Source organism: Pseudomonas sp. ICBG1301 (assembly GCF_016918385.1).
In the GTDB taxonomy this organism is placed as follows: Bacteria; Pseudomonadota; Gammaproteobacteria; order Pseudomonadales; family Pseudomonadaceae; genus Aquipseudomonas; species Aquipseudomonas palleroniana.
The window spans coordinates 554,816-577,688 of record NZ_JAEKGB010000002.1; the positions used below are offsets into that span (position 1 = coordinate 554,816).

General features: G+C 59.3%; 26 protein-coding genes. 15 read left to right on the forward strand and 11 right to left on the reverse strand.

All coding sequences use genetic code 11. The features are described 5' to 3' along the window. Window positions 1-82: 82 nt before the first annotated feature. Window positions 83-979, reverse strand: coding sequence for a DMT family transporter (locus JBE38_RS06325; RefSeq protein WP_205343893.1), 897 nt, complete (start codon window positions 977-979; stop codon window positions 83-85). Window positions 980-1,058: 79 nt separating this feature from the next. On the opposite strand from JBE38_RS06325, the gene JBE38_RS06330 reads away from it, so the two are divergent. From JBE38_RS06330 to JBE38_RS06340, 3 genes are all read left to right on the forward strand, one after another. Continuing rightward, window positions 1,059-1,925 (forward strand): LysR family transcriptional regulator, encoded by an 867-nt coding sequence (locus JBE38_RS06330; RefSeq protein WP_205343894.1) that lies wholly within the window; start codon window positions 1,059-1,061, stop codon window positions 1,923-1,925. A 96-nt stretch (window positions 1,926-2,021) separates the two neighbouring features. Beyond that, window positions 2,022-3,563: an EAL domain-containing protein gene (locus JBE38_RS06335; RefSeq protein WP_205343895.1), complete on the forward strand. Its 1,542-nt coding sequence runs from the start codon at window positions 2,022-2,024 to the stop codon at window positions 3,561-3,563. A 194-nt stretch (window positions 3,564-3,757) separates the two neighbouring features. Beyond that, on the forward strand, window positions 3,758-4,123 hold the full coding sequence (locus tag JBE38_RS06340; RefSeq protein WP_060752976.1) for a histone-like nucleoid-structuring protein, MvaT/MvaU family: 366 nt from the start codon (window positions 3,758-3,760) through the stop codon (window positions 4,121-4,123). Window positions 4,124-4,234: 111 nt separating this feature from the next. Here the strand turns inward: JBE38_RS06340 and JBE38_RS06345 are convergent, their stop codons facing one another. Next, entirely contained in the window at window positions 4,235-4,771 is a 537-nt protein-coding gene (locus tag JBE38_RS06345) for a DUF4946 domain-containing protein (protein ID WP_060753306.1), read from the reverse strand. 209 nt (window positions 4,772-4,980) lie between these two features. Between JBE38_RS06345 and gloA the strand changes: the two genes are divergently transcribed. Then, entirely contained in the window at window positions 4,981-5,502 is a 522-nt protein-coding gene (gloA, locus tag JBE38_RS06350; protein ID WP_060752975.1) for a lactoylglutathione lyase, read from the forward strand. Between the two features lie 61 nt (window positions 5,503-5,563). Here gloA and ahpF read toward each other — a convergent pair whose 3' ends face one another. From ahpF to JBE38_RS06365, 3 genes are all read right to left on the reverse strand, one after another. After that, window positions 5,564-7,129, reverse strand: a complete 1,566-nt coding sequence (gene ahpF / locus JBE38_RS06355) for an alkyl hydroperoxide reductase subunit F (protein ID WP_060752974.1) — start codon at window positions 7,127-7,129, stop codon at window positions 5,564-5,566. A gap of 131 nt (window positions 7,130-7,260) precedes the next feature. Then, a complete protein-coding gene (gene ahpC / locus JBE38_RS06360; RefSeq protein ID WP_003191303.1) occupies window positions 7,261-7,824 on the reverse strand; it encodes an alkyl hydroperoxide reductase subunit C in 564 nt (187 codons plus the stop codon). A 133-nt stretch (window positions 7,825-7,957) separates the two neighbouring features. Further along, window positions 7,958-8,890 carry a site-specific integrase gene (locus tag JBE38_RS06365; protein WP_090370972.1) on the reverse strand — a complete coding sequence of 311 codons (933 nt, stop codon included), beginning with the start codon at window positions 8,888-8,890 and terminating at the stop codon, window positions 7,958-7,960. 181 nt (window positions 8,891-9,071) lie between these two features. Between JBE38_RS06365 and JBE38_RS06370 the strand changes: the two genes are divergently transcribed. Further along, window positions 9,072-10,079 (forward strand): DNA-binding protein, encoded by a 1,008-nt coding sequence (locus tag JBE38_RS06370; RefSeq protein WP_205343896.1) that lies wholly within the window; start codon window positions 9,072-9,074, stop codon window positions 10,077-10,079. Here JBE38_RS06370 and gorA read toward each other — a convergent pair whose 3' ends face one another. Continuing rightward, a complete protein-coding gene (gorA, locus tag JBE38_RS06375; protein ID WP_205343897.1) occupies window positions 10,080-11,438 on the reverse strand; it encodes a glutathione-disulfide reductase in 1,359 nt (452 codons plus the stop codon). A gap of 105 nt (window positions 11,439-11,543) precedes the next feature. Then, window positions 11,544-12,383 carry a UTP--glucose-1-phosphate uridylyltransferase GalU gene (gene galU, locus JBE38_RS06380; protein ID WP_060752970.1) on the reverse strand — a complete coding sequence of 280 codons (840 nt, stop codon included), beginning with the start codon at window positions 12,381-12,383 and terminating at the stop codon, window positions 11,544-11,546. A gap of 306 nt (window positions 12,384-12,689) precedes the next feature. Here galU and JBE38_RS06385 point away from each other — a divergent pair, with 306 nt between their 5' ends. Then, window positions 12,690-12,875, forward strand: coding sequence for a hypothetical protein (locus JBE38_RS06385; protein WP_060752969.1), 186 nt, complete (start codon window positions 12,690-12,692; stop codon window positions 12,873-12,875). 144 nt (window positions 12,876-13,019) lie between these two features. Beyond that, on the forward strand, window positions 13,020-13,301 hold the full coding sequence (locus JBE38_RS06390; RefSeq protein ID WP_060752968.1) for a hypothetical protein: 282 nt from the start codon (window positions 13,020-13,022) through the stop codon (window positions 13,299-13,301). 9 nt (window positions 13,302-13,310) lie between these two features. Here JBE38_RS06390 and JBE38_RS06395 read toward each other — a convergent pair whose 3' ends face one another. The 4 genes from JBE38_RS06395 to JBE38_RS06410 all read right to left on the reverse strand — a co-directional run bounded on the left by JBE38_RS06395 (window position 13,311) and on the right by JBE38_RS06410 (window position 16,515). Continuing rightward, window positions 13,311-13,541, reverse strand: coding sequence for a hypothetical protein (locus JBE38_RS06395; protein ID WP_060752967.1), 231 nt, complete (start codon window positions 13,539-13,541; stop codon window positions 13,311-13,313). A gap of 140 nt (window positions 13,542-13,681) precedes the next feature. Further along, window positions 13,682-15,088 (reverse strand): alginate export family protein, encoded by a 1,407-nt coding sequence (locus JBE38_RS06400; protein WP_205343898.1) that lies wholly within the window; start codon window positions 15,086-15,088, stop codon window positions 13,682-13,684. A gap of 3 nt (window positions 15,089-15,091) precedes the next feature. Continuing rightward, window positions 15,092-15,982 carry a glyoxalase gene (locus tag JBE38_RS06405; protein WP_205343899.1) on the reverse strand — a complete coding sequence of 297 codons (891 nt, stop codon included), beginning with the start codon at window positions 15,980-15,982 and terminating at the stop codon, window positions 15,092-15,094. A 182-nt stretch (window positions 15,983-16,164) separates the two neighbouring features. Then, complete coding sequence (locus JBE38_RS06410; RefSeq protein ID WP_060752964.1) at window positions 16,165-16,515, reverse strand: hypothetical protein; 351 nt, start codon at window positions 16,513-16,515, stop codon at window positions 16,165-16,167. A gap of 212 nt (window positions 16,516-16,727) precedes the next feature. Between JBE38_RS06410 and JBE38_RS06415 the strand changes: the two genes are divergently transcribed. The 8 genes from JBE38_RS06415 (at window position 16,728) to modC (ending at window position 22,811) form a co-directional block, all read left to right on the forward strand. Further along, complete coding sequence (locus JBE38_RS06415; protein ID WP_003191319.1) at window positions 16,728-17,030, forward strand: DUF1883 domain-containing protein; 303 nt, start codon at window positions 16,728-16,730, stop codon at window positions 17,028-17,030. 25 nt (window positions 17,031-17,055) lie between these two features. Beyond that, entirely contained in the window at window positions 17,056-17,223 is a 168-nt protein-coding gene (locus tag JBE38_RS06420) for a hypothetical protein (RefSeq protein ID WP_090370960.1), read from the forward strand. Between the two features lie 3 nt (window positions 17,224-17,226). Then, window positions 17,227-17,883 (forward strand): DNA oxidative demethylase AlkB, encoded by a 657-nt coding sequence (gene alkB / locus JBE38_RS06425; RefSeq protein ID WP_205343900.1) that lies wholly within the window; start codon window positions 17,227-17,229, stop codon window positions 17,881-17,883. Between the two features lie 75 nt (window positions 17,884-17,958). After that, window positions 17,959-19,041, forward strand: a complete 1,083-nt coding sequence (gene ada / locus JBE38_RS06430) for a bifunctional DNA-binding transcriptional regulator/O6-methylguanine-DNA methyltransferase Ada (RefSeq protein ID WP_205343901.1) — start codon at window positions 17,959-17,961, stop codon at window positions 19,039-19,041. 71 nt (window positions 19,042-19,112) lie between these two features. Continuing rightward, the gene (locus JBE38_RS06435; protein ID WP_205343902.1) at window positions 19,113-20,177 is read left to right on the forward strand and encodes an NAD(P)H-dependent flavin oxidoreductase; all 1,065 of its coding nucleotides are present in this window, start codon (window positions 19,113-19,115) and stop codon (window positions 20,175-20,177) included. Between the two features lie 111 nt (window positions 20,178-20,288). After that, window positions 20,289-21,041, forward strand: coding sequence for a molybdate ABC transporter substrate-binding protein (gene modA, locus JBE38_RS06440; protein ID WP_090370952.1), 753 nt, complete (start codon window positions 20,289-20,291; stop codon window positions 21,039-21,041). Window positions 21,042-21,045: 4 nt separating this feature from the next. Beyond that, window positions 21,046-21,726, forward strand: a complete 681-nt coding sequence (gene modB, locus JBE38_RS06445) for a molybdate ABC transporter permease subunit (RefSeq protein WP_090370951.1) — start codon at window positions 21,046-21,048, stop codon at window positions 21,724-21,726. Between the two features lie 5 nt (window positions 21,727-21,731). Continuing rightward, window positions 21,732-22,811 (forward strand): molybdenum ABC transporter ATP-binding protein, encoded by a 1,080-nt coding sequence (modC, locus tag JBE38_RS06450; RefSeq protein WP_205343903.1) that lies wholly within the window; start codon window positions 21,732-21,734, stop codon window positions 22,809-22,811. Window positions 22,812-22,873 lie beyond the last annotated feature (62 nt).

The following is a 22,873-nucleotide window of genomic DNA, read 5'->3' on the forward strand; positions in this document are numbered from 1 at the left end:
CGTGAGCGCAAGTCCATATTCTTGTATGCGTAAATCGATTCTACACAGCGTAACCTGATTTGTCCTATTCCTTATCAAATCCCTATGCCTTGGCGGTTGCAAGGGGTTTATTGCACCGGTAGATGCCCAGCAGAATCAACACGGCGCCGACATACATCACAGGCGTCAGTCGCTCGTCGAGCAGCAGCGCACTGCTGATCACGGCGGTCAGCGGGTTAAGCGCGATAAAGGCGCCGGACCGCGTCGCGCCAATCCGACGAATGCCGTCGTAATAGCCGATGTAGGCCAAGGCCGAGCCCAACACACCGAGGTAAACCAGGCTGAACCATTGAACAGGCTGGATCGCAGCCAGCCGCTGCAGCGTGAAAGCGCCCATCAGCGCACTCGTCACCGTCAGCATCAAGGTGCCCAGCAGGATTGACCAAGTGACGGTCTGCAAGGGGCCCAGGCTCTGGTTGAGGCTGCGCGAGAACAACGAATAGACGCCCCACCCCACCACGCAGCCAAAGATCAACCCATCCCCCAGCCAGGCATGGGCCGCGCCCTGCAGCAAGTTCGGGTTGCGACTGACGATCACCAGCCCCGCACCGCCCAGGCACAGCAGAATGCCCGCAGCGCTCGCGCGTTCCTTGAACAACAGCCAGGCCGCCAGGCCAATCACGGCCGGATTCAAGGCGACGATCAATGAGGCCCGCGAAGCATTGGTGTAATGCAAGCCATAGAAAAAGCAGAGGTTATAGAAATAAATGCCGAAAAAGCCCAATACCGCCAGCTGTAGCAATTGCCTGCGGCTGGGGCGTGCCAGGGGAACCCGCGCCACGGCCAAAAACGTCAGCAACGCCAGGCTCGCCAGCATAAAGCGCACACTTGCGGCCAGCAAAGGGTCGACGTCAGGCGCCAGGTACCGTCCTGCGACAAAAGTGCCGCCCCAAATGACAGTCACTGCGACCAGTTTCAGGTAGGTCAGATGATCATTCATACGCGTTCAAGCTCCTCAAGGGCTGGGATGCGCGTATTCTTCGGCTAATGATCTGTCATCGTAAAATGAGTAAACGTTCATGACCCTTACCCAGCTTGAGATATTCTCTCTGGTCGCCGAGCTCCAGGGCTTCACCAGCGCAGCCCATCGTCTCGGGATCAGCCAGTCGGCCGTGTCCCATGCGATTCGGTCCCTGGAGCAGGAGCTGGGCGTCGAGCTGTTGCATCGTCATCAGGCCCAAGTGGCGCTCAGCGACATCGGCCGGCAACTGCTGGGGCGGGCACGGGCGATGCTGGGGCTGGCCAACACCCTGCGCCAGGAGGCCGCCGACGCCCGGGGCATGCGCACCGGCACCCTGCGGATCGGCTCATTCGGGCCTACCTCATCGATGCAATTGCTGCCCAAGATCCTGCAGGGTTATCGCGCCGCTCATCCGGGGATCGAGGTGCATATCCACGAAGGCCCGGATCGACAAGTGATCCAGTGGCTGGACGAACGGCGTATCGATGTCGGGTTCGTGGTGCTGCCCCTGGAGCGCTTTGATACCGTCCCACTGATGCAGGATCAGATGGTGGCATTGCTGCCTGCCGGACATCCCCTGGCCCAGGCCCAGGCCGTCAGCCTGGAACAACTGTGCAACGAGCCCTTTATCCTCACCGAAGCCGGCTCGTCCGAACTGGTTTCACACCTGTTCAGCAGCGCAAGGCTGAGCCCGAATGTGCGCTTTCACTGCTCGCAGTTGATCAGCACGCTGGATACCGTGGCTCGTGGAGACGGCGTGACCGTCGTCGCCGAGGCGTCTTTGCCCCCGGTATCCGACAGCCGCTACGTGACGCGCCCTCTCCTACCCCGCGTCCCGCGCGAAATCGGCCTGGCCGTGCTGGACCGGCGCGAGTCATCCCCGGCGACGCTGGCGTTTATCGAATGGGCGCGCAAGGCGTTATAGCGCTGCAGATTTTATTCAGGCCCTGCAAGCATCCCTCTGAGTTGCCATCTATCCTCGGCAATGCATGCCTTTTCACTCTGTTACCGGCCATCCTCTATGCCCCTGACCGCCAAAGGTCCACGAAGCCCAACCACTCGCTACCTGATCAGCGGCCTCAGCGCATTGCTCCCCATTTTGCTGGGGGTGCCGATTCTGCATTGGCAGGCCGAACGCACCCTGCAGAAAAGCACCGAACAGACCGCCCAGGAGGCCGTGCGCCAATTCGACCTGATGCTCGATAACACCGACCTGGCCGCGCAGGCCTTGCTGCCCTTGGCCGGCCAACCCTGTGATAACGCGGTGCAATTGGCACTGCGTGAACAAGTCACCCGTCGGCCGTTTGTACGGGCGACCACCTTGTCTTTCCAGCGCAATATTTATTGCAGCTCGTTGTTTGGGAGCCATTACGAGTCACCGGTCAACCCCGAGGATTACGTTGCAGGACGGCTTTGGTTGATGAATGGCAACCCGGTCACACCCAACACCGCCCTGCTGGTGTACCGCCTTACAGACGGCGACAAAGGTGCCTTTGCCTCCATTGACGGCTATCACCTGACCAATGCCTTGCGCCTGATCAGTCGTTACGCGGGGCTGATTCTGCAGGTCGGCCCCCACTGGCTGGCAGCCGATGGCAGCGTTCACACCACGCCACCTCCGACCTTTGCCGTGGCCCATCAACATCTTGTTTCCCAGCGTTATCTCTACAGCGTGGACGCTGGCATGCCTGACGGCGAAATCCTGCGCTACATGCAGGAACGTTACCCGGCGGTGTTCAGCCTGGTGGTGTTTTTCGGTGTGCTGGCCGGCGTCCTTGCGCACTGGTTGCAAAAGCGCTCATCGGCTCCCACCCAAGAGCTGCAACGCGCGCTGGGCGCCCATGAGTTCATTGCCTATTACCAGCCCGTCGTGCGCGGCGATACCCGGGAGTGGGCCGGCTGCGAAGTGCTGATGCGTTGGCAGCATCCCAAAGAGGGGCTGGTGCGGCCCGACTTGTTTATTCCGTTGGCCGAGCATTCCGGCCTGATTGTGCCGATGACCCGTGCGCTGATGCGCCAGGTCGCTGCGCAACTGGCGCCGCATGCCGCTCGCTTCGCGCCAGGCTTTCATATTGGGGTGAATATCACGGCCCGTCATTGTGAGGACCTGGCATTGGTGGAGGACTGCCGCACGTTCCTCGCCGCGTTCCCACCAGGCCAGGTCATACTCGTGCTGGAATTGACCGAGCGTGAGTTGATCCAGCCCACCGATATCACGCGCCGCTTGTTCGAGGCGTTGCATGAACTGGGGGTGATGATTGCCATTGATGACTTCGGCACTGGCCATTCCAGCCTGGGTTATTTGCGCAACTTCAATGTCGACTACTTGAAGATAGATCAGAGCTTCGTCGCGATGATTGGCCAGGATGCACTTTCACGGCACATTCTGGACAGCATCATCGAACTGTCCGGCAAGCTCGACCTGGGCATTGTGGCCGAAGGGGTGGAGACGACCGAGCAATGTGAGTACCTGGCGGCACAAGGTGTGGATTTTCTGCAAGGCTATCTGTTCGGCAGACCACTACCGGGTGAAGAGTTCATTAAATCGATGCGCAGCCATTGATTAGCCATCTAGTCCAGAATGAAAGAATGTTATTTAGGCAAAAGACATGATTTACTCGTGATGCATTAACTACTACAATTTTTCCTGCCTGTGTTGAACTCGCAGGAAGGCTTGTTTCTTGAGTCGCCAACACTCTTGGCTTATAGCGTTATCTTCAGTCGATATCAGCCAAATACACTATTGGAGTACAGATTTTGTCCAGACTCGCCGAATTTCGCGCAGCAGAAAAAGCCCTTCAAGAGCAGCTCGCCCAGCTGGAATCCCTGAAGAACGATGCTGGCCTGAAGAAAGAAATCGAATTCGAAGAAAAGCTCCAGGGGCTGATGAAGACTTACGGCAAAGGCCTGCGCGATATCATTGCCATCCTTGATCCGAACTTTCACAAAGGCACTGCAACTACTGCTGCCGCACCAAAACAGCGCCGCGCACGCGTGGTCAAGGTCTACCACAACCCGCACACCGGCGAGCTGATCGAAACCAAAGGCGGCAACCACCGCGGCCTTAAAGCCTGGAAAGAACAGTACGGCGCCGCCACTGTAGATTCCTGGCTGCGCGGCTGATCAAAGCGCACTAACAAAGAGCCCCGCTTATGCGGGGCTTTTTTTGCTTAACCGTTCGAAAGCGAACTTAACAACGATTTCATTGTGTTCAAAGTCGCGCGTGCAGCGCGCTTAAAGTTTCAGGCTACCGCGTACCGAATTGACCTCATCCTTGCTTGCCTCGTACACCTGAGCCTGGCCGGCAAATGAAAAAACATACGCCTTGTCGGTATCAACAGCGCCGACTAAAGTTTGCGACAGTACGTGCCGTCCATTCTCGGTAATCACGCAAGTAGTCTCCAGTGCGTCCAGGCGACTCAGTGTTGTAGGGTGCATTTTGCTGCACACGCTTTGATAGCCGCCCTGGGCAAAATCTTTCTGGATGGATTTACGCATCTCCAGCAGCACGCCTTGAAGATTAACTTTATGGCCCGCCTCTATCGGCGTAGCGGTCAGTTCCATCACCATCAAGGTCGAGCCATTTTCATCATTCTTGATCGCCCGCTGCCGGGTCACGGCCTGGGGAGTGGCGGGCGCGTCGCTATCGGGTGCGACCTCCTCGATCTGCCAGCCGCTGGGCCAATGAACCTGTGGATCAGCCGCCAGCACCCACGGGCTGCCCAACAGAAAACCCACAGCACCTAACAGCGGTTTACGAAATGCGATCATTGCAAGAAACATCCAGAATTCAAGCGTTGAAGTTTGAGCCTGAGGCCCGCAGGTCGCAAGGCCCGCGCGGGCTTTTTCATTTGGCGCACCGGGCATGGCTTGCGTATCATGACGCAGCTGCAGGGATGCTTGCCGCAAGCCAAGGAACCGCTCGGCCCCGCTGACCTCAAACGGGAGTCGAGTTTGCCCCATTTTTTTCTGGAGGGCCCATGAGCCTGCACGATCTGAACACTTTCCCAGGCGTCACCGCCCAACCTGACACCGCCACGTCCAACTTCGTGTTCAACCACACGATGCTGCGGGTCAAAGACATTACCAAGTCGCTGGATTTCTACACCCGAGTCCTGGGCTTCTCCCTGGTTGAAAAACGCGACTTCCCGGAAGCCGAATTCAGCCTGTACTTCCTGGCCCTGGTGGACAAGGCCCAGATCCCGACAGACGCCGCTGAGCGCACGCAGTGGATGAAGTCGATTCCCGGCATCCTGGAACTGACCCATAACCATGGCACCGAAAACGACGCCGACTTTGCGTACCACAACGGCAACACCGACCCACGTGGCTTTGGCCATATCTGCATCTCGGTGCCGGATATCGTCGCCGCCTGCGAACGCTTCGAAGCCTTGGGCTGTGATTTCCAGAAGCGCCTGAGCGACGGCCGCATGAAGAGCCTGGCCTTCATCAAGGACCCGGATGCCTACTGGGTCGAGATCATCCAACCCGCGCCGCTGTAAAGCTTTCACGCATAAAAAACCCCATGAGCAATCATGGGGTTTTTCGTTAATGCGCCAGGGTTCAGGCCGGAGCGGAGGTACGGATCAGGTGATCGAACGCGCTCAGTGAAGCCTTGGCGCCCTCGCCGACCGCAATCACGATCTGCTTGTACGGCACAGTGGTCACGTCGCCGGCGGCGAACACGCCCGGCAGTGAGGTTTCGCCACGAGCATCGACGATGATCTCGCCACGCGGTGTCAGTTCCACGGTGCCTTTGAGCCAGTCGGTGTTCGGCAGCAAGCCGATCTGCACAAAGATACCTTCCAGGTCGATGGTCTTGAACTCACCGCTGTCGCGATCCTTGTACGCAAGGCCGGTCACTTTCTGGCCATCACCTTTGACTTCGCTGGTCAGCGCGCTGGTGATCACGTCAACGTTCGGCAGGCTGTAAAGCTTGCGTTGCAACACGGCGTCGGCGCGCAGCTTGCTGTCGAACTCAAGCAAGGTGACATGGCTGACGATGCCGGCCAGGTCGATGGCCGCTTCAACGCCGGAGTTACCGCCGCCGATCACCGCCACGCGCTTGCCTTTGAACAACGGGCCATCGCAGTGTGGGCAGAAGCACACGCCTTTGGCCTTGTATTCCTGCTCGCCTGGTACGCCCATTTCACGCCAGCGGGCACCGGTGGCCAGAATCACGGTCTTGGACTTGAGGACCGCACCGCTTTCAAAACGGATTTCGTGCAAGTCACCGGCAGTTTTCGCCGGGATCAAGCTGCTGGCGCGCTGCAGGTTCATGATGTCCACGTCGTACTGACGCACGTGGGCTTCCAGCGCGCTTGCCAGTTTCGGCCCTTCGGTTTCCTGCACCGAGATGAAGTTCTCGATGGACATGGTATCCAGTACCTGCCCGCCGAAACGTTCAGCGGCCACACCCGTACGGATGCCTTTACGGGCCGCGTAGATGGCGGCGGACGAACCGGCTGGGCCGCCGCCGACGACCAGCACATCAAACGCGTCTTTGGCGCTGATTTTCTCGGCAGCTTTTTCGGCGCCGCTGGTGTCGAGCTTGGCCAGGATCTCTTCCAGGCCCATGCGCCCTTGGCCAAAATTCACCCCATTGAGGTAGACACTGGGCACCGCCATGATCTGGCGTTCATCGACCTCAGCCTGGAACAGCGCACCGTCAATAGCGACGTGACGGATGTTCGGGTTGAGCACGGCCATCAGGTTCAGCGCCTGGACCACGTCCGGGCAGTTCTGGCAGGACAGCGAGAAGTAAGTCTCGAAGCTGAACTCGCCTTTGAGGGCGCGGATCTGTTCAATCACTTCGACACTGGCCTTCGACGGGTGGCCACCGACTTGCAGCAGGGCCAGCACCAACGAAGTGAATTCATGGCCCATCGGAATACCGGCGAAACGCAGGCTGATGTCGGCACCCGGGCGGTTGATGGAGAACGACGGCTTGCGCGCATCATTGCCATCGGTTTTCAGGGTAATCAGCGTAGTGAGGCTGGTTACATCCTGCAAAAGAGCAAGCATTTCCTGGGATTTCGCGCCGTCGTCGAGGGAGGCGACGATCTCGATCGGCTGGGTGACCCGTTCCAGGTATGACTTCAACTGAGCTTTAAGATTGGCGTCCAACATACGGGCGATTTCCTATTAATTCGATTTATTGCAGACAAAAAAACGCCCGAGCGAATCTCGCCCGGGCGTTTTGAGGGGCGGTTGCAGCTTACTGAGTCGGTGCGGAAACCCGCCCTTGATACTTCACAGACTTAGATCTTGCCGACCAGGTCCAGGGACGGAGCCAGGGTGGCCTCGCCTTCTTTCCACTTGGCTGGGCACACTTCGCCTGGGTGGGCAGCAACGTACTGGGCCGCCTTGATTTTGCGCAGCAGCTCGGAAGCGTCACGGCCAACACCGCCGTCGTTCAGTTCAACGATCTTGATCTGACCTTCCGGGTTGATCACGAAAGTACCGCGGTCCGCCAGGCCGGCTTCTTCGATCAGTACGTCGAAGTTGCGCGAGATGGTCAGGGTTGGGTCGCCGATCATGGTGTACTGGATTTTGCCGATGGCTGGCGAAGTGTTGTGCCAGGCAGCGTGGGCAAAGTGGGTGTCGGTGGAGACGCTGTAGATCTCAACGCCCAGCTTCTGGAATTCGGCGTAGTTGTCGGCCAGGTCTTCCAGTTCGGTTGGGCAAACGAAGGTGAAGTCGGCTGGGTAGAAGAACACTACCGACCATTTGCCTTTCAGGTCAGCGTCGGTCACATCTACGAAGCTGCCGTTTTTGAATGCGGTGGCTTTGAACGGTTTTACTTGGCTGTTGATGATAGGCATCGTTGACTCTCCGTCAGGGGTTAAGAAGTTGATGAAGTGAATCCTACCCACTCTCTCGTTCGATGGCTCATTGGCAAACCTCATGCTGACGATTGCTTTTGCCTATCAGGCGGCCATATCAATAGAAGAAATCTCAAAGCAACGCTGACGTCGCCAAGGTCATGCCGAGAAAGGGCGTCGACTCAACATAGCGCATGGCCGATTTCATGTCGCTCCAGCCGACGTAACTCATCAATGACTTCAAGTCCCAACCGCTGCGATGCGCCCAGGTCGCGAAACCCCGGCGCAAGGAGTGGCTGGTATAGGCGTCGGCGGCAATGCCCGCACGTTCCAGGGCCTGGCGCAGTAGCGGGATCACACTGTTAGGGTGCAGCCCCTCCTCGCCCAGGTTGCCCCAGCGGTCTATGCCCCGAAACACCGGGCCGGCCACCAAGACCGAGGCGCTCAGCCATTCACTGTAGGCCTGCACCGGGCACAGGCGTAGCAACGCCGGCGTCTGGTAGGTCTTGCCAAGGTTTTCCCGGTCGCTCTTGCTGCGCGGCAGATACAGGCTGATGCCCGCTCCCGGCACCGCGTGCACGTGCTGGATTTGCAGGCGACACAATTCATCGCTGCGAAACCCGCGCCAGAACCCGAGCAGGATCAGCGCCGTGTCGCGCTTGGCGCGCAGTAAACGTGGCAGGTCCTGAGCCTCGCTCGCCCGCTTCGCCTCGGCCTCAAGGGCGGCAATCACCTGCTCAAGCTGCTTGAGTTGCAACGGTTCGGCCTGTTTTTCCCGCGCGGGATGCACGGCGCGAATACCTTTGAGCACCTTGCGCACCACCGGCGCCTTGGTGGGGTCGGCAAAACCCTGGCTGGTATGCCACTGCGCCAGCGCCGAGAGGCGCAGCTTCAAGGTGTTCACCGCCAGCACTCCGGCATGGGCCACCAGGTACCGGGCGACGCTGTCGCTGGTGGCCGGCAGGAACCCACCCCAGCTGACTTCGAAGTGTTCGATGGCGGCACGATAACTGCGCCGCGTGTTATCGCGGGTTGCGGCGTTGAGGTAACGGTCCAGATCGCTCATGAGGTGCCTATTTGACGACTGCTTGTACTGCTGCGGCGCGTTTCAGGGATCAAAACGGTATTCACACGGGATAATACGCCAATATCCCATCTGTTGAATCGTGAATTTAAACAACGTTTTGTTCGTGATATAGTACGTAAATACATACCATGTACCACATTATCAAATCGACGGAGACCCTATGGCTCGCGGCGGCATAAACAAAGCAGTTGTGCAGACGGCACGCCTGGCCATCCTGGCCCGCGGCGAAAACCCCAGCATTGATGCGGTACGTATCGAGATGGGCAATACCGGCTCGAAAACCACGATTCATCGCTATCTGAAAGAGCTGGATGAAAGCGAAAACCGCCTGACCATTACCCAAGCCCCTCTGGATGATGAACTGAGCGAACTGGTCGCACGCCTGGCGCAACGCCTTAAAGAGAAAGCCCAGGAGCCCATCGACCTGGCCCAGGCGCAATTCGAACAGCACAAAGCCGCCCTGCTCACCCAACTGGAAACCCTTGAGCAAGCGCACAGCCAGCTTCAACAACAATTCGATATCCAGGGTGCCGCCCTGGCCGAAGAAAGCGCCGCCCTGCAAACCGCCAGCACCAGCCTGCAGACCGAACAAACCCGCAATGCGGGCCTCAGCCAGGCGTGCAGCGACTACGAGTTGAGGCTCAACGACAAGGACGAGCAGATTCGCTCATTGGAAGATAAGCACCTGCATGCCCGGGATGCCCTTGAGCACTACCGCAACGCGGTCAAGGAACAGCGTGAGCAGGAACAGCGGCGCCATGAAGGCCAACTGCAACAACTCCAGGCAGAACTGCGTCAGGCCCAGCAAAGCGCCCTGGTGCGCCAGGATGAAATCACTCAACTGCATCGCGACAATGAACGGCTACTGATCGAGCACAGGGTCACGATGAAGGAGCTGGCCGCCCAGCAGGAGCAAAACCGCCAGGAGCAGGCCCAGCAACTCAAGCTGAGCGAACAGCTCAGCCTGATCGAAAGCGAACGCACCCTGCTGCAAGAACGCTTGCGGGTTGCGTTGCTGGAAAGCCAGTCACGCCAGCAGGCACTCAGTGAATGTCAGCACGCGCAAAAAAACCTGGAACTGGACCTGCTCAAGGCCCAGGCCAGCATTGAGGCGTTGCAGTTGGCGGCCACCCTTGCGGCGGCAACCGAAGCAACGCCCGACGCCTGATCAATCCGCCACAGGCGTGCGCATGGTGACGAATTCTTCCGCCGCCGTGGGGTGCACGCCGATGGTCTCGTCGAAATGCCGTTTGGTCGCGCCCGCCTTGAGCGCAATCGCCAGGCCCTGGACGATCTCGCCGGCGTCCGGCCCCACCATGTGACAGCCCAGGACTTTGTCGGTGTCGGCGTCGACGACCAGCTTCATCAGGGTTTTCTCCTGGCAATCGGTCAGCGTCAATTTCATTGGCCGGAAGCGGCTTTCGAAGATCTGCACCCTGTGGCCGTTCTTCTTCGCCTCTTCTTCGGTCAGGCCGACGGTACCGATATTCGGCAGGCTGAACACCGCGGTCGGGATCATCGCGTAATCCACCGCACGGTACTGCTCCGGCTTGAACAGTCGACGTGCCACTGCCATGCCTTCGGCCAAGGCAACCGGAGTCAATTGCACGCGACCAATCACATCGCCGATTGCCAGGATCGAAGGCTCGGCGGTCTGGTACAGCTCGTCCACCTCGACGAAACCCCGCTCATCCAAGCGGACGCCGGTATTTTCCAACCCCAGGTTGTCCAGCATCGGCCGGCGGCCGGTGGCGTAGAACACGCAATCGGCTTCCAACACGCGACCATCTTTCAGCGTGGCCTTGAGGCTGCCATCGGCTTGCTTGTCGATGCGCTCGATGTCGGCATTGAATTGCAGGTCCAGGCCGCGCTTGGTCAGTTCTTCCTGCAGGTGCTTGCGCACCGCGCCATCAAACCCACGCAAGAACAGGTCGCCGCGATAAAGCAGCGTGGTCTGCGCGCCCAGGCCATGGAAAATGCCCGCGAATTCAACGGCGATATAGCCCCCGCCTACCACCAGCACGCGCTTGGGCAGCTCCTTGAGGAAAAAGGCTTCATTGGAGCCGATGGCGTGCTCGCGTCCGGGAATATCCGGAATCTGCGGCCAGCCGCCCGTGGCGATCAGAATATGTTTGGCGGTGAAACGCTCACCATTGATCTCTACCTGATGCGGGTCCACCAGGCGCGCATGCCCTTCATGCAAGGTCACGCCGCTGTTGACCAGCAGGTTGCGATAGATGCCATTGAGGCGGTTGATCTCACGATCCTTGTTGGCGATCAAGGTCGCCCAGTCAAAATTCGCTTCACCCAGCGACCAGCCGAAACCACTGGCCTGCTCAAAGTCTTCGGCGAAATGCGCGCCGTATACCAGCAGCTTTTTCGGCACACAGCCGACATTCACGCAGGTACCGCCCAGGTAGCGACTTTCCGCGACGGCCACCTTGGCGTCAAAACCCGCAGCAAAACGTGCTGCGCGGACGCCACCGGAACCGGCGCCAATTACATACAGGTCAAAATCGTAGGCCATTTCACTCTCCTCGGCAGGACATCAGCATACCGACTTACATGGGGCTGAAAAACGAAAAAGCCACCCGAAGGTGGCTTTCTCTTTAAACGGGCGGGCTTGCGTGAATCAGTAAGCCTTGCCGGTTTTGTAGAAGTGCTCGTAGCAGAAGTTGGTTGCTTCGATATAACCCTCGGCACCACCGCAGTCAAAACGCTGGCCTTTGAATTTGTAGGCAATGACGCAACCGTCTTTGGCTTGCTTCAACAGGGCGTCGGTGATCTGGATCTCACCACCCTTGCCCGGCTCGGTTTCTTCGATCAGCTTGAAGATATCCGGAGTCAGGATATAACGACCAATAATCGCCAGGTTCGACGGAGCATCTTCCGGTGCTGGTTTTTCAACCATGTCACGTACGCGGATCAGGCCATCACCGATGTCGTCGCCGGCGATGACGCCGTACTTGTTGGTTTGATCCGGATCCACTTCCATGACCGCAACGATGGTGCAACGGTACTTCTGGTACAGCTTGACCATCTGGGTCAGTACGCCGTCGCCTTCCAGGTTCACACACAGGTCATCCGCCAGTACCACGGCGAAAGGTTCGTCACCAATCAGCGGGCGACCGGTCAGGATGGCGTGACCCAAGCCTTTCATCTGGGTCTGACGGGTGTAGGAGAACGAGCACTCGTCGAGCAGTTTACGGATACCAACCAGGTATTTTTCCTTGTCGGTGCCCTTGATCTGGTTTTCCAGCTCGTAGCTGATGTCGAAGTGGTCTTCCAGCGCGCGCTTGCCACGGCCGGTCACGATGGAGATTTCGTTCAGGCCGGCATCCAGTGCTTCTTCCACGCCGTACTGAATCAGTGGCTTGTTCACCACCGGCAGCATCTCTTTGGGCATGGCTTTGGTCGCTGGCAGGAAGCGAGTGCCGTAACCGGCTGCTGGGAACAAGCATTTCTTGATCATATGAGTCCTTACAAAGGGCTATGCGTACGGAATTCGGCGCAGTCTAATCAGGCCGCAGCCACCTTACAATGGGTCCTGCTGGCGTTGCGATGTCATCTAAGAGAAAAAATGTCGACGTAAGTTCCGCTAATCCTACGAAGAGCTTCACCAACAGCACACTAAAACAGCCAACGCGCCCACTTTTCGAGGCGCTGCAACCTTTTTAGCACGCTTTTCGACACTGGGCACTGACCTGCAACAACTTGCGCTGGACGGCAGCATTTGGCGCTATGATGGCGCCCTTGAACCCGAATACGAGAGACATAGATGTCAGAACCAAAAGGCGTTAACGGCTATCTGATCACCCAGCGAGCAGACGGCTGGCACCTGATCAACTTCCATGGCGACAGCGTCGCCGGTACATTTGCGACCGAGCGCGAAGCGATCCAGGTTGCCGAAGTGTTTGTGGATGAGGCCGGTCACGCGTCGAGCAAAAAGCCGAAGGGCAAGTAAGCCTCGCCTACTTGCACACAAAGCCCCGTTGAACGGGGCTTTTTTTGTGTTTGTCTGTACCTAGGTGGCAGTTAGCTATAATCTGCTGCCAACGCCCCACGACAGTGTCAGCGCTCCTCCAACACCCTCGACGACGACCCCACTATGAACAAATTCCTGGCACTGATTGCGGTACTGGCGCTGGCCGGCTGTACGACCACCTCCGATACCTACCTGAAAAACGGCGAACAAGGCTTGACCATCGATTGTTCGGGCGAGGCCAACTCCTGGGCCAGTTGTTACGAGAAAGCGGACGCCTCCTGCGCAGGCACCGGTTACCGCATCGTCGGCACCGAAGGCACGCCTTCCTTGAACGAAAGCGACAAGACCCTGGGCAAAGACGTGGGCAACTTCAAAAGCCGCAGCGTCGTGGTCGTGTGCAAATAAGCGGCGCGACTACAGGTGAACTTCGGCGAACTTGATGCCCAAACCGCGCAATATCTCGATCAGGTCATCCAGTCGCGGGAATGACTCGACTTCATCCTGTTCATCGACCAGGAAGTAACTGCGCCCCCCGCTTTTCTTGAAGAACACAATCCACTCACCCAGGTCGGCAGGGTTCTGGATAACGTGGGTAGCCGAAATCTGGCCCTCGGCGTAGCGGGCCTTGACGTGTTCACGCTTCATGACAGGCTTTCCAAAAAAGACAAATGCCGCGCAGGCCCAAGGGCTTGAGCGGCATTCTTGCGTTGATTGCCCGCCAGTTTAACGGATGCCCTGCCCGATCAGCACGCCTGCCGCGTTCGACACTGCCGGAAAGTGTGTGGCTACCACATGAATTTGAGCTCCACGCCCAAGTAGTTGCTGTCGTCACCTCCCGCATTGCGCAACGTATCGCCCACTGCATAATGAACCGCTTCAACTGCACCCGACAGGTTGCGATTGAATGCATAGTCCATACGCACTTGGTCGTAGTAACCCGTCCAGCGCCCACCGCGCCCCGCCGTTCCGGCTACCGGCAGATTCGGTTGGGTGTACACCGCATCCTCAGTCGTTTGGCGCCAGAGCATGCCCACAGCGGTCTGGATAGACAGGTCGGAAATCGGCCGTATCGTTACAGACGGCTTGACGTGGATAAGGTTGCTATAGCCGGTGTAACCGGCCAGCGAGAAGTAGTAGCCATTCGGGAATAGAGGGTTGAACGTGCCGAGGGTGCCATCGCCGGCGTGACGGTCACCGGAAGCGGCATCGAACTGCAGCCCGAGCCGTGGCGCCCAGGGCACAGACTGCAAGGTGTAGCCGAAACGGCTACCGCCGCCCCAGGCGCGGATGTCCTTGGAACCGACCGTACCGGTTTGAACCATCGCTTCCACGTCCCAGTCGTACGCCCCTTCGGTACCGGCGGTGCGGGCATCGAACAGGTGCCGGGTCTCGTCACCTTGCGCGTCGAGATAACTTGCCTGGCGTTGTTCGTACAACCCGTAGTAGGCCGAAAGCTCATTCTTGTTGTCGAGCTGGCGCTCAACCCGGAGCATATGAAACGCCACATCGGCGTTGGACTTGTCATCGAAGTGGCGGCCATCCAGGTACTGGACGGGGTGGCTGGCCAGGCCAATGAAGCGCCAGTCGCTTGTCTCCCAGTCGGCCCATACGGCATCAAACGACTGCCGAACGTTCGGACCGTCACGCGAAGAAATAAAGCGCTGCAAGTCAAAGGCAAAATCCTGCCGCCCCACCCGCGCCTTGAAGGTGTGATCAGGCGTCTTGTCAACGTACTCGACAAAGGCCAAGCGCATATCCAGACGGTTCTGGTCTGCCCCGCCGATGGTTGTCTTATCGAAGGCGCGGGCATCTTCCAACTCGGTAAACACACGCCAATGTTCGTTCAAATGCAAATCGGCATGCACCTGCAGTCGCTGAATCAACCACGAGTCACGCTTGCGGTTACCGATACCAAAGCCATTGGCGTCATTGAGTTCAAACCGCTCCCGCAGCGTCAAGCCGAACGATAGATAACGCTGCAGGTCCGTATCCGACAGCGACAGGTATTTGAGACCGTCTAACGGCTCGGTTCTCAACGCAGGGTTTTGAAGGACCGACCAGTCCTCCTGCCAACGGTTGGTTTTAAGCACAGGACGTTCAGGCGGCTCGGCGCCGTAGCCGCTGGAAACCCCCAGCGGCCACAGCACGGCCAGAACCCAGGCATACACGCTATGCGAAGGACGGCTGTTCATACGTTACTTCTTCGCGAGCGACTGGTGTATTTCAGCAACGTAACCACCGGGGAACTCCACCACGGCGGATTGGCGATCAGGCTCCGCCTTGGGTTCTATCAACAGTTGGGCACCGGAGTCCTTGGCCTTCGCGAGCGTGGCCGCCAGATCCTTCACCTCATAACCGGTCGTTTCACGGCCGTACGGGTAAGGCAGGTGCCCGTCGGTGACGAACATCACCATCTTGCCGAAATCGGATTCAAGCTTTACGCGGCGGATCGTCTTGCCGGGCTCCCCGACCACCGCACCGTCGAGATGTTTTTCATCCGCCACGACTTTGCCATGAGAGAAACCCGTGAAACTTTTGATAAAGGCATCGGCGCGTTGCTCGGAGAGATATACCCGGTTTTCAGGAATGCTCTGAAACGCAGCGTAATTGGGTGCCTTGCTATGCCAGTAAAGCTGCATCGTCACGCCACCGGGCCATTGCACCACGGCGTCGCGACCGATCGGATCGGGAAAGTCGTGCACGATCACGTCCGCGCCGTGTTTCTTTGCTTCGGCGAGAGCGACATCCATATCCTTGACGAGATAGCCGTTACGCTCGGCGCCAAAGGGGTAAGGAACCGGCGTGGTGAAACCAAACAGCGACACGGTGCCGACGGGTGTCTGCACCAGTTGTGAAGTCGTACTGCTGGGGACGGGCAGCACGTTTACCACGACCTGCGGGGTGCTTTGGCCGCCGAAGGTGGCCACAAAGCTTTTCACAAAACGATCCACATCGCCCGGCGTTACATAGACATGGCTGGTGTCGTACTGGGCTCCGACCGCAGGGCCGGTGGAAGCCTGAGCGGAAAGGGATACCGCCATCCCGAGGACGACCGGCAGAAGAAGTTGCTTGAATGAAAAAGTCATAAAGATGCCCTTGACGATTTAGGAGGTTCAGCGCCAGCAAGCGTAAGAAGCGACCGCAATCGTCGATAGGACGTATGTGCGCAGTAGTATGAAAATTTATTCATCTGCAAAAAAAAGCCTGGTGCAGCAACAGCAGCACCAGGCTTTTCTTATCGGGTTCAAGTGTTTGAGCAAGCGGCGGCTCAGCCGGAAATGCAATCCTCCCCGGCTTTCTTGATATCGCCTGGGCGGATCGGCACATTGGACATGCTTTCATAAAGCTTGATGCTGCTGCCGCTGGAACGCTCTTCAATCTCGAAGATCGCCGAAGGATCCGAGGAGAATTTCTGCGGCACAATGACCTGCACGCCATCCTTGTGCGGTTCAATCTGCGGCGGCCGGCGAGTGGCTGCGAGTTTACGCACGACACAGGCAGCATATTCCGGTGGTTTTTTCCCTGAAATGACGACCAAGGTGGGCGGGGTCTGCTTGATATCCGCAACCGAAGCACACCCACCCAGCGCCAGGGCCAAAACCAACACACTCCATTTCATACTTAAACCTCCGATAAAGACCCTACTGACAGCGGATATAGGAATTTTCTCCCACCAAAGTAGGATTTACCCCTAAAAACTCGGTAAATAACTGTTTTAAATTGTCGAAGTCGTCGACGACGGCCCGATAATAAACGCGCTGGGGCTGATAAACTCTATCTTAACCTACGTATCATTCTGATTTTTCAGAAAAAGCCCTTCTGGAGACCCCCATGAAATTCATTCATCAGCGCGAGCACCTCAACGAGGGAGACATTGTCGTCATCGAATGCTCGCAGACTTGCAATATCCGCCTGATGAGCGACGCCAATTTTCGCAGCTTCAAGAATGGCGGCCGCCACACCTACCACGGCGGTGCGTTTGACAAATTCCCGGCGAAAATCACCGCGCCCAGCACCGGCTTCTGGAACATCACCCTGGATGTAGTCACGCGCCGCGCCATCAGCGTGACCCGTAAACCCGCGCTGTCCCACAAGATTCGCATCGTTCGTCGTACCAGCTCCAAACTGAGCTGATCCGGATAACCGACAGGAAAAAGCTGTGACCACCACGACCAAATACGTCATCAAGTACAAGCTCAACGGCGAACGTCGCTTCGAGTTCGCGCAACTGCACAGCAACAGCGTGGAAGAAGCCAAGCAAGCCCTGGCGAAAATCCATGATGCCGGCGATGTCATCACCGACATCACGGTGAGCAAGGCGCTGTAAGCCATGACTGCCGACTTGTTCGCCGATGACGCCCTGCAACAACCCAGGGGACGCGAACAAATTGGCGCAGAATCCTATGTGCTCAGGGGCTACGCCCTACCCTGGGTTGAGCGTCTGCTGCCTGAGCTGCGTCGGATATTGGCGCAGTCGCCGTTTCGTAAAATGGTAACGCCCGGCGGCTTTACCATGTCGGCGGCCTTGAGCAGTTGTGGTGAGCTGGGCTGGACCACCGACAGCAGCGGCTACCGCTACAGCCCCGTCGACCCGCGCAGCCAAACCCCGTGGCCGGCGATGCCGGATGCCTTGCACGAACTGGCCACCCTGGCAGCAACGGAGGCCGGCTTCCCCGACTTCGCACCCGACGCGTGCCTGATCAACCGATATGTGCCCGGAGCCAAGATGTCCTTGCACCAGGACAAGAACGAGCGTCGTTACAACGCCCCCGTCGTTTCAGTGTCCCTGGGGCTGCCGGCGATTTTTCTGTTCGGCGGCCATGAACGCGGCGACAAGCCCCAAAAAGTCTCGCTGTTCCACGGTGATGTGGTGGTCTGGGGCGGCGTCGATCGCTTGCGCTTTCATGGGGTGATGCCGATCAAAGAGGGCGTGCACTCGGTGATGGGCCCGCAGCGGATCAACCTGACCTTTCGCACCGCCGGCTGATTTGACCGCAAGTTTGAGAGTGTCGAGCTCGATCTACGCCGCTAAGCTGCCCGTGAATCATCAAGAGTGCAGGTCATGAACAACGAACAAGACCCCCGCTGGGCGGCCATTGTTGCCCGCGACGCCAAGGCCGACACGCTGTTTGTCTACGGCGTGAAAACCACCGGGGTGTACTGCCGCCCCAGCAGTGCTTCGCGCCTGCCGCGCCCGGAAAATATCGAATTCTTCGACAGCCCTGCCCTCGCCGAAGCCGCCGGCTACCGCCCCAGCAAACGCGCCTGCGCTGACCAGACCCAATTGGCCGCCCACCATGGGCAACTCGTCGCCGCCGCATGCCGGCAAATCGAACAGGCCGAAACACCTCCCAGCCTGGAAGCGCTCGCCAGCCAGGCCGGGTTGAGTTCATTCCATTTTCATCGCGTGTTCAAGGCGGCCACCGGCCTGACGCCCAAGGGCTACGCCAGCGCGTTGCGCTCGCGCAAGGTTCGCGACGGTTTGAAAGGCCAGCACTCGGTGACCGATGCCTTGTACGACGCCGGCTTCAACTCCAGCAGCCGCTTCTATGAGGCGGCCGACCAACTGCTTGGCATGACCCCGCGCGACTTCAAAGCCGGAGGCACCAACAGCACCATCCATTTTGCCGTTGGCCAATGTGCACTCGGAGCCGTGCTGGTAGCGCAGAGCCAGCGAGGGGTGTGCGCCATTTTATTGGGTGACGATCCGGACAAGCTGGTGCGTGATCTGCAGGACCAGTTCCCCAAGGCCGAACTCGTCGGCGCGGATCGTGAGTTCGAACAATTGATCGCCCAAGTCGTGGGCTTCATCGAAGCGCCGGCCGTAGGCCTGGATCTGCCGCTGGACCTGCGCGGCACTGCGTTCCAGGAGCGGGTATGGCAAGCGCTGCGCGAAATTCCGGTGGGCGCCACCGCCAGCTACGCGCAGATTGCCGAACGCATCGGCGCGCCCAAGTCTTTTCGTGCGGTGGCCCAGGCCTGCGGCGCCAACAGCCTCGCGGTGGCAATCCCTTGCCATCGCGTGGTCCGCAGCAACGGCGAGCTGTCGGGCTACCGTTGGGGCGTGGAGCGCAAGCGGCAGTTGCTGGAGCGGGAAACCGCTGCGTGTCCCCTTCATGAAATACCCCTGACGTCCAGTGAATAAAACAGACTGGCCGAGTGCCAAGGGCCCTGCTAAAACAGCGCAACGTCTTACTCACGCTGGAGACACGTCCCATGAGCACCTGGCCAGACACGCGCATTCTCGACCTGCTGGGCATCGACGTGCCCATCATTCAAGCCCCGATGGCCGTGGGTACCACCACCGCAATGGTGATCGCCGCCAGCCAGGCCGGCGCGCTGGGCTCGATGCCTGCTGCAGCGCTGAGCCTGGAACAATTGCGCGAAGCCTTGACCACGCTTCGTCAAGCCGACGTACGGCCCATCAATGTCAATTTCTTCTGCCATCAACCACCCGCGGCCGATGAGGCGCGTGACCGCCGCTGGAAGGCGCTGCTGGAGCCTTATTACCGTGAGCTGGGCGCCGACTTCGATGCCCCCACCCCGGAGTCCAATCGCTCCCCTTTTAATGAGGCTGCCTGCGAAGTGGTCGAAGAGTTCCGCCCGGAAGTGGTCAGCTTCCACTTCGGCCTGCCGGAAAAGCGCTTGCTTGACCGCGTAAAAGCTACCGGTGCCAAGGTGCTTTCTTCGGCCACCACGGTAGAGGAAGCCATATGGCTGGAACAACATGGTTGCGATGCGATCATTGCCATGGGTGTGGAAGCCGGTGGGCACCGTGGTTTGTTTCTCAGTGACGACCTCAATACCCAGATCGGCCTGATGGCCCTGGTCCCGCAGATCGTCGACGCCGTGAAGGTGCCCGTGATTGCCGCCGGTGGCATTGGTGATGCGCGCGGTATCGTGGCAGCGTTCGCGCTGGGCGCTGCGGCGGTGCAGATTGGCACCGCGTACCTGTTCACCCCCGAAGCCAACGTCAGCGCGTCCCATCACCATGCACTGCGCATTGCCCAAGCCAGTGAAACGGCGCTGACCAACCTGTTCACCGGCCGCCCGGCGCGCGGCATCGTCAACCGGGTGATGCGCGAGCTGGGGGCGATCAACCCGGCGGCTCCGGCATTCCCCAGGGCCGGCGGCGCCTTGATGCCGCTCAAGGCCAAGGATGAAGCGGGTTTCAGCAACCTGTGGTCCGGCCAGGCATTGCGCCTGGGCAAAGAGATGTCCAGTTATGCGCTGACGCGCGAATTGGCCGAGCAGGCGCTGGCCAGACTCCAGAGGAACTGACCCCCGAGGCGACTTTGCACTGTACCGGCGATGGCTAACCGCTATATATTCCCCTACATAGCGGTAACGCCTTCTATCTGAGACTCGCCGTACTACCCAAGGAGCTGCTTCATGATGATCCGCGCCTCTCGCCTGGCCCCCCTTGTCGCCGCCATGGCGTTCAGCACCGCTCACGCTGACGAAGTGCAAGTGGCGGTGGCCGCCAACTTCACTGCACCGATCCAGGCGATCGCCGCCGACTTCGAGAAAGACACCGGCCACAAACTGGTCGCCGCCTATGGCGCCACCGGCCAGTTCTACACGCAGATCAAGAACGGCGCGCCGTTCGAGGTGTTCCTGAGCGCCGACGATACCACCCCGCAAAAACTCGAAACCGAAGGCGACACCGTCAAGGGTTCACGCTTCACCTACGCCGTCGGCACCCTGGCCCTGTGGTCGGCCAAAGCTGGCTACGTGGACGCCAACGGCGATGTGCTGAAGCAGAACGCGTTCAAGCACCTGTCCATGGCCAACCCGAAAACCGCTCCCTACGGCCTGGCCGCCACCCAAGTGCTGGCCAAGGAAGGCTTGACCGACAAGGTCAAGGACAAACTCGTCGAAGGCCAGAACATCACCCAGGCCTACCAGTTCGTGTCGACCGGCAATGCCGAACTGGGTTTTGTCGCGCTGTCGCAGATCTACAAAGACGGCAAAGTCACCAGCGGTTCGGCGTGGATCGTTCCGGCCTCCCTGCATGACCCGATCAAACAAGATGCGGTGATTCTCAACAAAGGCAAGGACAGCGCCGCTGCCAAAGCCCTCGTCGAATACCTCAAAGGCGCGAAAGCGGCTGCGGTGATCAAGTCCTACGGTTACGAGCTCTAACTGCATGCCTCTGTCGAGTGCCGATTTTTCCGCTATCGGGTTGACCCTAAAGCTGGCGTCGCTGACCACGGTGATCCTGCTGATTATCGGCACTCCGATCGCTCTATGGCTGTCGCGCACCCAATCCTGGTGGCGCGGCCCCATTGGTGCGGTTGTGGCGCTGCCGTTGGTGCTGCCGCCGACGGTGATCGGTTTTTACCTGCTGCTGGCCCTGGGCCCGAACGGCTATGTGGGCCAGTTCACCGAATGGCTGGGCCTGGGCACCCTGACCTTCAGCTTCGCCGGGCTGGTGCTCGGCTCAGTGATCTACTCCATGCCATTCGTGGTGCAGCCGTTGCAAAACGCGTTCTCCGCCATTGGCACTCGCCCACTCGAGGTCGCCGCGACCTTGCGGGCCAACCCCTGGGACACCTTCTTCACGGTGATCCTGCCGCTGGCGCGCCCAGGGTTTATCACCGCCTCGATTCTCGGTTTTGCCCACACCGTCGGTGAATTTGGCGTGGTGTTGATGATCGGCGGCAATATCCCCGATAAAACCCGCGTGGTTTCGGTCCAGATCTACGACCACGTCGAAGCGATGGAATACGCCCAGGCCCATTGGCTGGCCGGCGCCATGGTGGTCTTCGCATTCCTGGTATTGCTGGCGCTCTACTCCAGCCGTAAAACCAAGATGGGCTGGAGCTGATCGCGATGATGGAGGTACGCCTGCAACTGGCTTATTCGGCTTTTGCCCTGGATGTGGACCTGCATCTGCCTGGCCGTGGCGTCACGGCGTTATACGGGCACTCCGGTTCCGGCAAGACCACCTGTTTGCGCTGCATCGCCGGGCTGGAACGGGCCGCAGACGGGTTTATCCGGATCAACGATGAGGTCTGGCAGGACAGCCGCAAGGGCGTGTTTGTGCCACCGCATAAACGCGCCATCGGCTATGTGTTCCAGGAGGCCAGCCTGTTCCCGCATTTGTCGGTGCGCGCCAACCTGGAGTTCGGCCTCAAGCGCATCCCACGTGCGCTGCGCCGGGTGGATATGGCCCACGCCACCGAACTGCTGGGTATCGGCCATCTGCTCGACCGCCACCCGCAGCACTTGTCCGGCGGCGAGCGCCAGCGCATCGGCATCGCCCGTGCGTTGCTGACCAGCCCGCAATTGTTATTGATGGATGAGCCGCTGGCAGCCCTGGACAGCCAGCGCAAAAATGAAATCCTGCCGTACCTCGAACGCCTGCACGATGAGTTGGAGATTCCGCTGCTCTATGTCAGCCACGCCCAGGATGAAGTCGCGCGGTTGGCTGACCACCTCGTGCTGCTCAGCGACGGCAAGGCGCTGGCCAGCGGCCCTATCGGTGAAACCCTGGCACGACTCGATTTGCCCATGGCCCTGGGCGATGACGCCGGTGTGGTCATCAATGGCGCCGTCAGCGCGTATGACGCGCACTACCAGTTGCTCACGCTGCAACTTCCCGACAGCGCGCTGTCGATGCGCGTCGCCCATGCACCGCTGGCACCGGGCAAACAGCTGCGTATCAAGGTGCAGGCGCGGGACGTGAGCCTCAGCCTGCAAGCCGAAGAACACAGCAGTATCCTCAACCGCTTGCCCGTGACGGTCACCCAGACGATTGGAGCGGATAACAGCGCCCATGTGCTGGTGCGCCTGGACGCCGGGGGTACGCCCTTGCTGGCGCGCATCACGCGATTCTCCCGCGACCAGCTGCAACTGCGCCCTGGCCAGACACTGTGGGCACAGATCAAGGCGGTGGCGGTATTGGCCTGAGCGGCCTCCGCACAAGTTTTTGGCACCACCGCACAGGGCCGCGGTCAATCAGACATACCGGC

What these genes read in the sequence shown, in the direction of transcription:
- JBE38_RS06405 (WP_205343899.1), bottom strand. Translation starts at nt 15,982, where the DNA reads ATGACTTTTTCATTCAAGCAACTTCTTCTGCCGGTCGTCCTCGGGATG.
- JBE38_RS06415 (WP_003191319.1), top strand. Translation starts at nt 16,728, where the DNA reads ATGAAATTCATTCATCAGCGCGAGCACCTCAACGAGGGAGACATTGTC.
- JBE38_RS06370 (WP_205343896.1), top strand. Translation starts at nt 9,072, where the DNA reads ATGGCTCGCGGCGGCATAAACAAAGCAGTTGTGCAGACGGCACGCCTG.
- modC (WP_205343903.1), top strand. Translation starts at nt 21,732, where the DNA reads ATGATGGAGGTACGCCTGCAACTGGCTTATTCGGCTTTTGCCCTGGAT.
- JBE38_RS06335 (WP_205343895.1), top strand. Translation starts at nt 2,022, where the DNA reads ATGCCCCTGACCGCCAAAGGTCCACGAAGCCCAACCACTCGCTACCTG.
- ada (WP_205343901.1), top strand. Translation starts at nt 17,959, where the DNA reads ATGAACAACGAACAAGACCCCCGCTGGGCGGCCATTGTTGCCCGCGAC.
- JBE38_RS06330 (WP_205343894.1), top strand. Translation starts at nt 1,059, where the DNA reads ATGACCCTTACCCAGCTTGAGATATTCTCTCTGGTCGCCGAGCTCCAG.
- JBE38_RS06400 (WP_205343898.1), bottom strand. Translation starts at nt 15,088, where the DNA reads ATGAACAGCCGTCCTTCGCATAGCGTGTATGCCTGGGTTCTGGCCGTG.
- JBE38_RS06385 (WP_060752969.1), top strand. Translation starts at nt 12,690, where the DNA reads ATGTCAGAACCAAAAGGCGTTAACGGCTATCTGATCACCCAGCGAGCA.
- JBE38_RS06395 (WP_060752967.1), bottom strand. Translation starts at nt 13,541, where the DNA reads ATGAAGCGTGAACACGTCAAGGCCCGCTACGCCGAGGGCCAGATTTCG.
- JBE38_RS06345 (WP_060753306.1), bottom strand. Translation starts at nt 4,771, where the DNA reads ATGATCGCATTTCGTAAACCGCTGTTAGGTGCTGTGGGTTTTCTGTTG.
- gorA (WP_205343897.1), bottom strand. Translation starts at nt 11,438, where the DNA reads ATGGCCTACGATTTTGACCTGTATGTAATTGGCGCCGGTTCCGGTGGC.
- modA (WP_090370952.1), top strand. Translation starts at nt 20,289, where the DNA reads ATGATGATCCGCGCCTCTCGCCTGGCCCCCCTTGTCGCCGCCATGGCG.
- alkB (WP_205343900.1), top strand. Translation starts at nt 17,227, where the DNA reads ATGACTGCCGACTTGTTCGCCGATGACGCCCTGCAACAACCCAGGGGA.
- JBE38_RS06365 (WP_090370972.1), bottom strand. Translation starts at nt 8,890, where the DNA reads ATGAGCGATCTGGACCGTTACCTCAACGCCGCAACCCGCGATAACACG.
- JBE38_RS06435 (WP_205343902.1), top strand. Translation starts at nt 19,113, where the DNA reads ATGAGCACCTGGCCAGACACGCGCATTCTCGACCTGCTGGGCATCGAC.
- gloA (WP_060752975.1), top strand. Translation starts at nt 4,981, where the DNA reads ATGAGCCTGCACGATCTGAACACTTTCCCAGGCGTCACCGCCCAACCT.
- JBE38_RS06325 (WP_205343893.1), bottom strand. Translation starts at nt 979, where the DNA reads ATGAATGATCATCTGACCTACCTGAAACTGGTCGCAGTGACTGTCATT.
- modB (WP_090370951.1), top strand. Translation starts at nt 21,046, where the DNA reads ATGCCTCTGTCGAGTGCCGATTTTTCCGCTATCGGGTTGACCCTAAAG.
- ahpC (WP_003191303.1), bottom strand. Translation starts at nt 7,824, where the DNA reads ATGCCTATCATCAACAGCCAAGTAAAACCGTTCAAAGCCACCGCATTC.
- JBE38_RS06390 (WP_060752968.1), top strand. Translation starts at nt 13,020, where the DNA reads ATGAACAAATTCCTGGCACTGATTGCGGTACTGGCGCTGGCCGGCTGT.
- galU (WP_060752970.1), bottom strand. Translation starts at nt 12,383, where the DNA reads ATGATCAAGAAATGCTTGTTCCCAGCAGCCGGTTACGGCACTCGCTTC.
- JBE38_RS06410 (WP_060752964.1), bottom strand. Translation starts at nt 16,515, where the DNA reads ATGAAATGGAGTGTGTTGGTTTTGGCCCTGGCGCTGGGTGGGTGTGCT.
- ahpF (WP_060752974.1), bottom strand. Translation starts at nt 7,129, where the DNA reads ATGTTGGACGCCAATCTTAAAGCTCAGTTGAAGTCATACCTGGAACGG.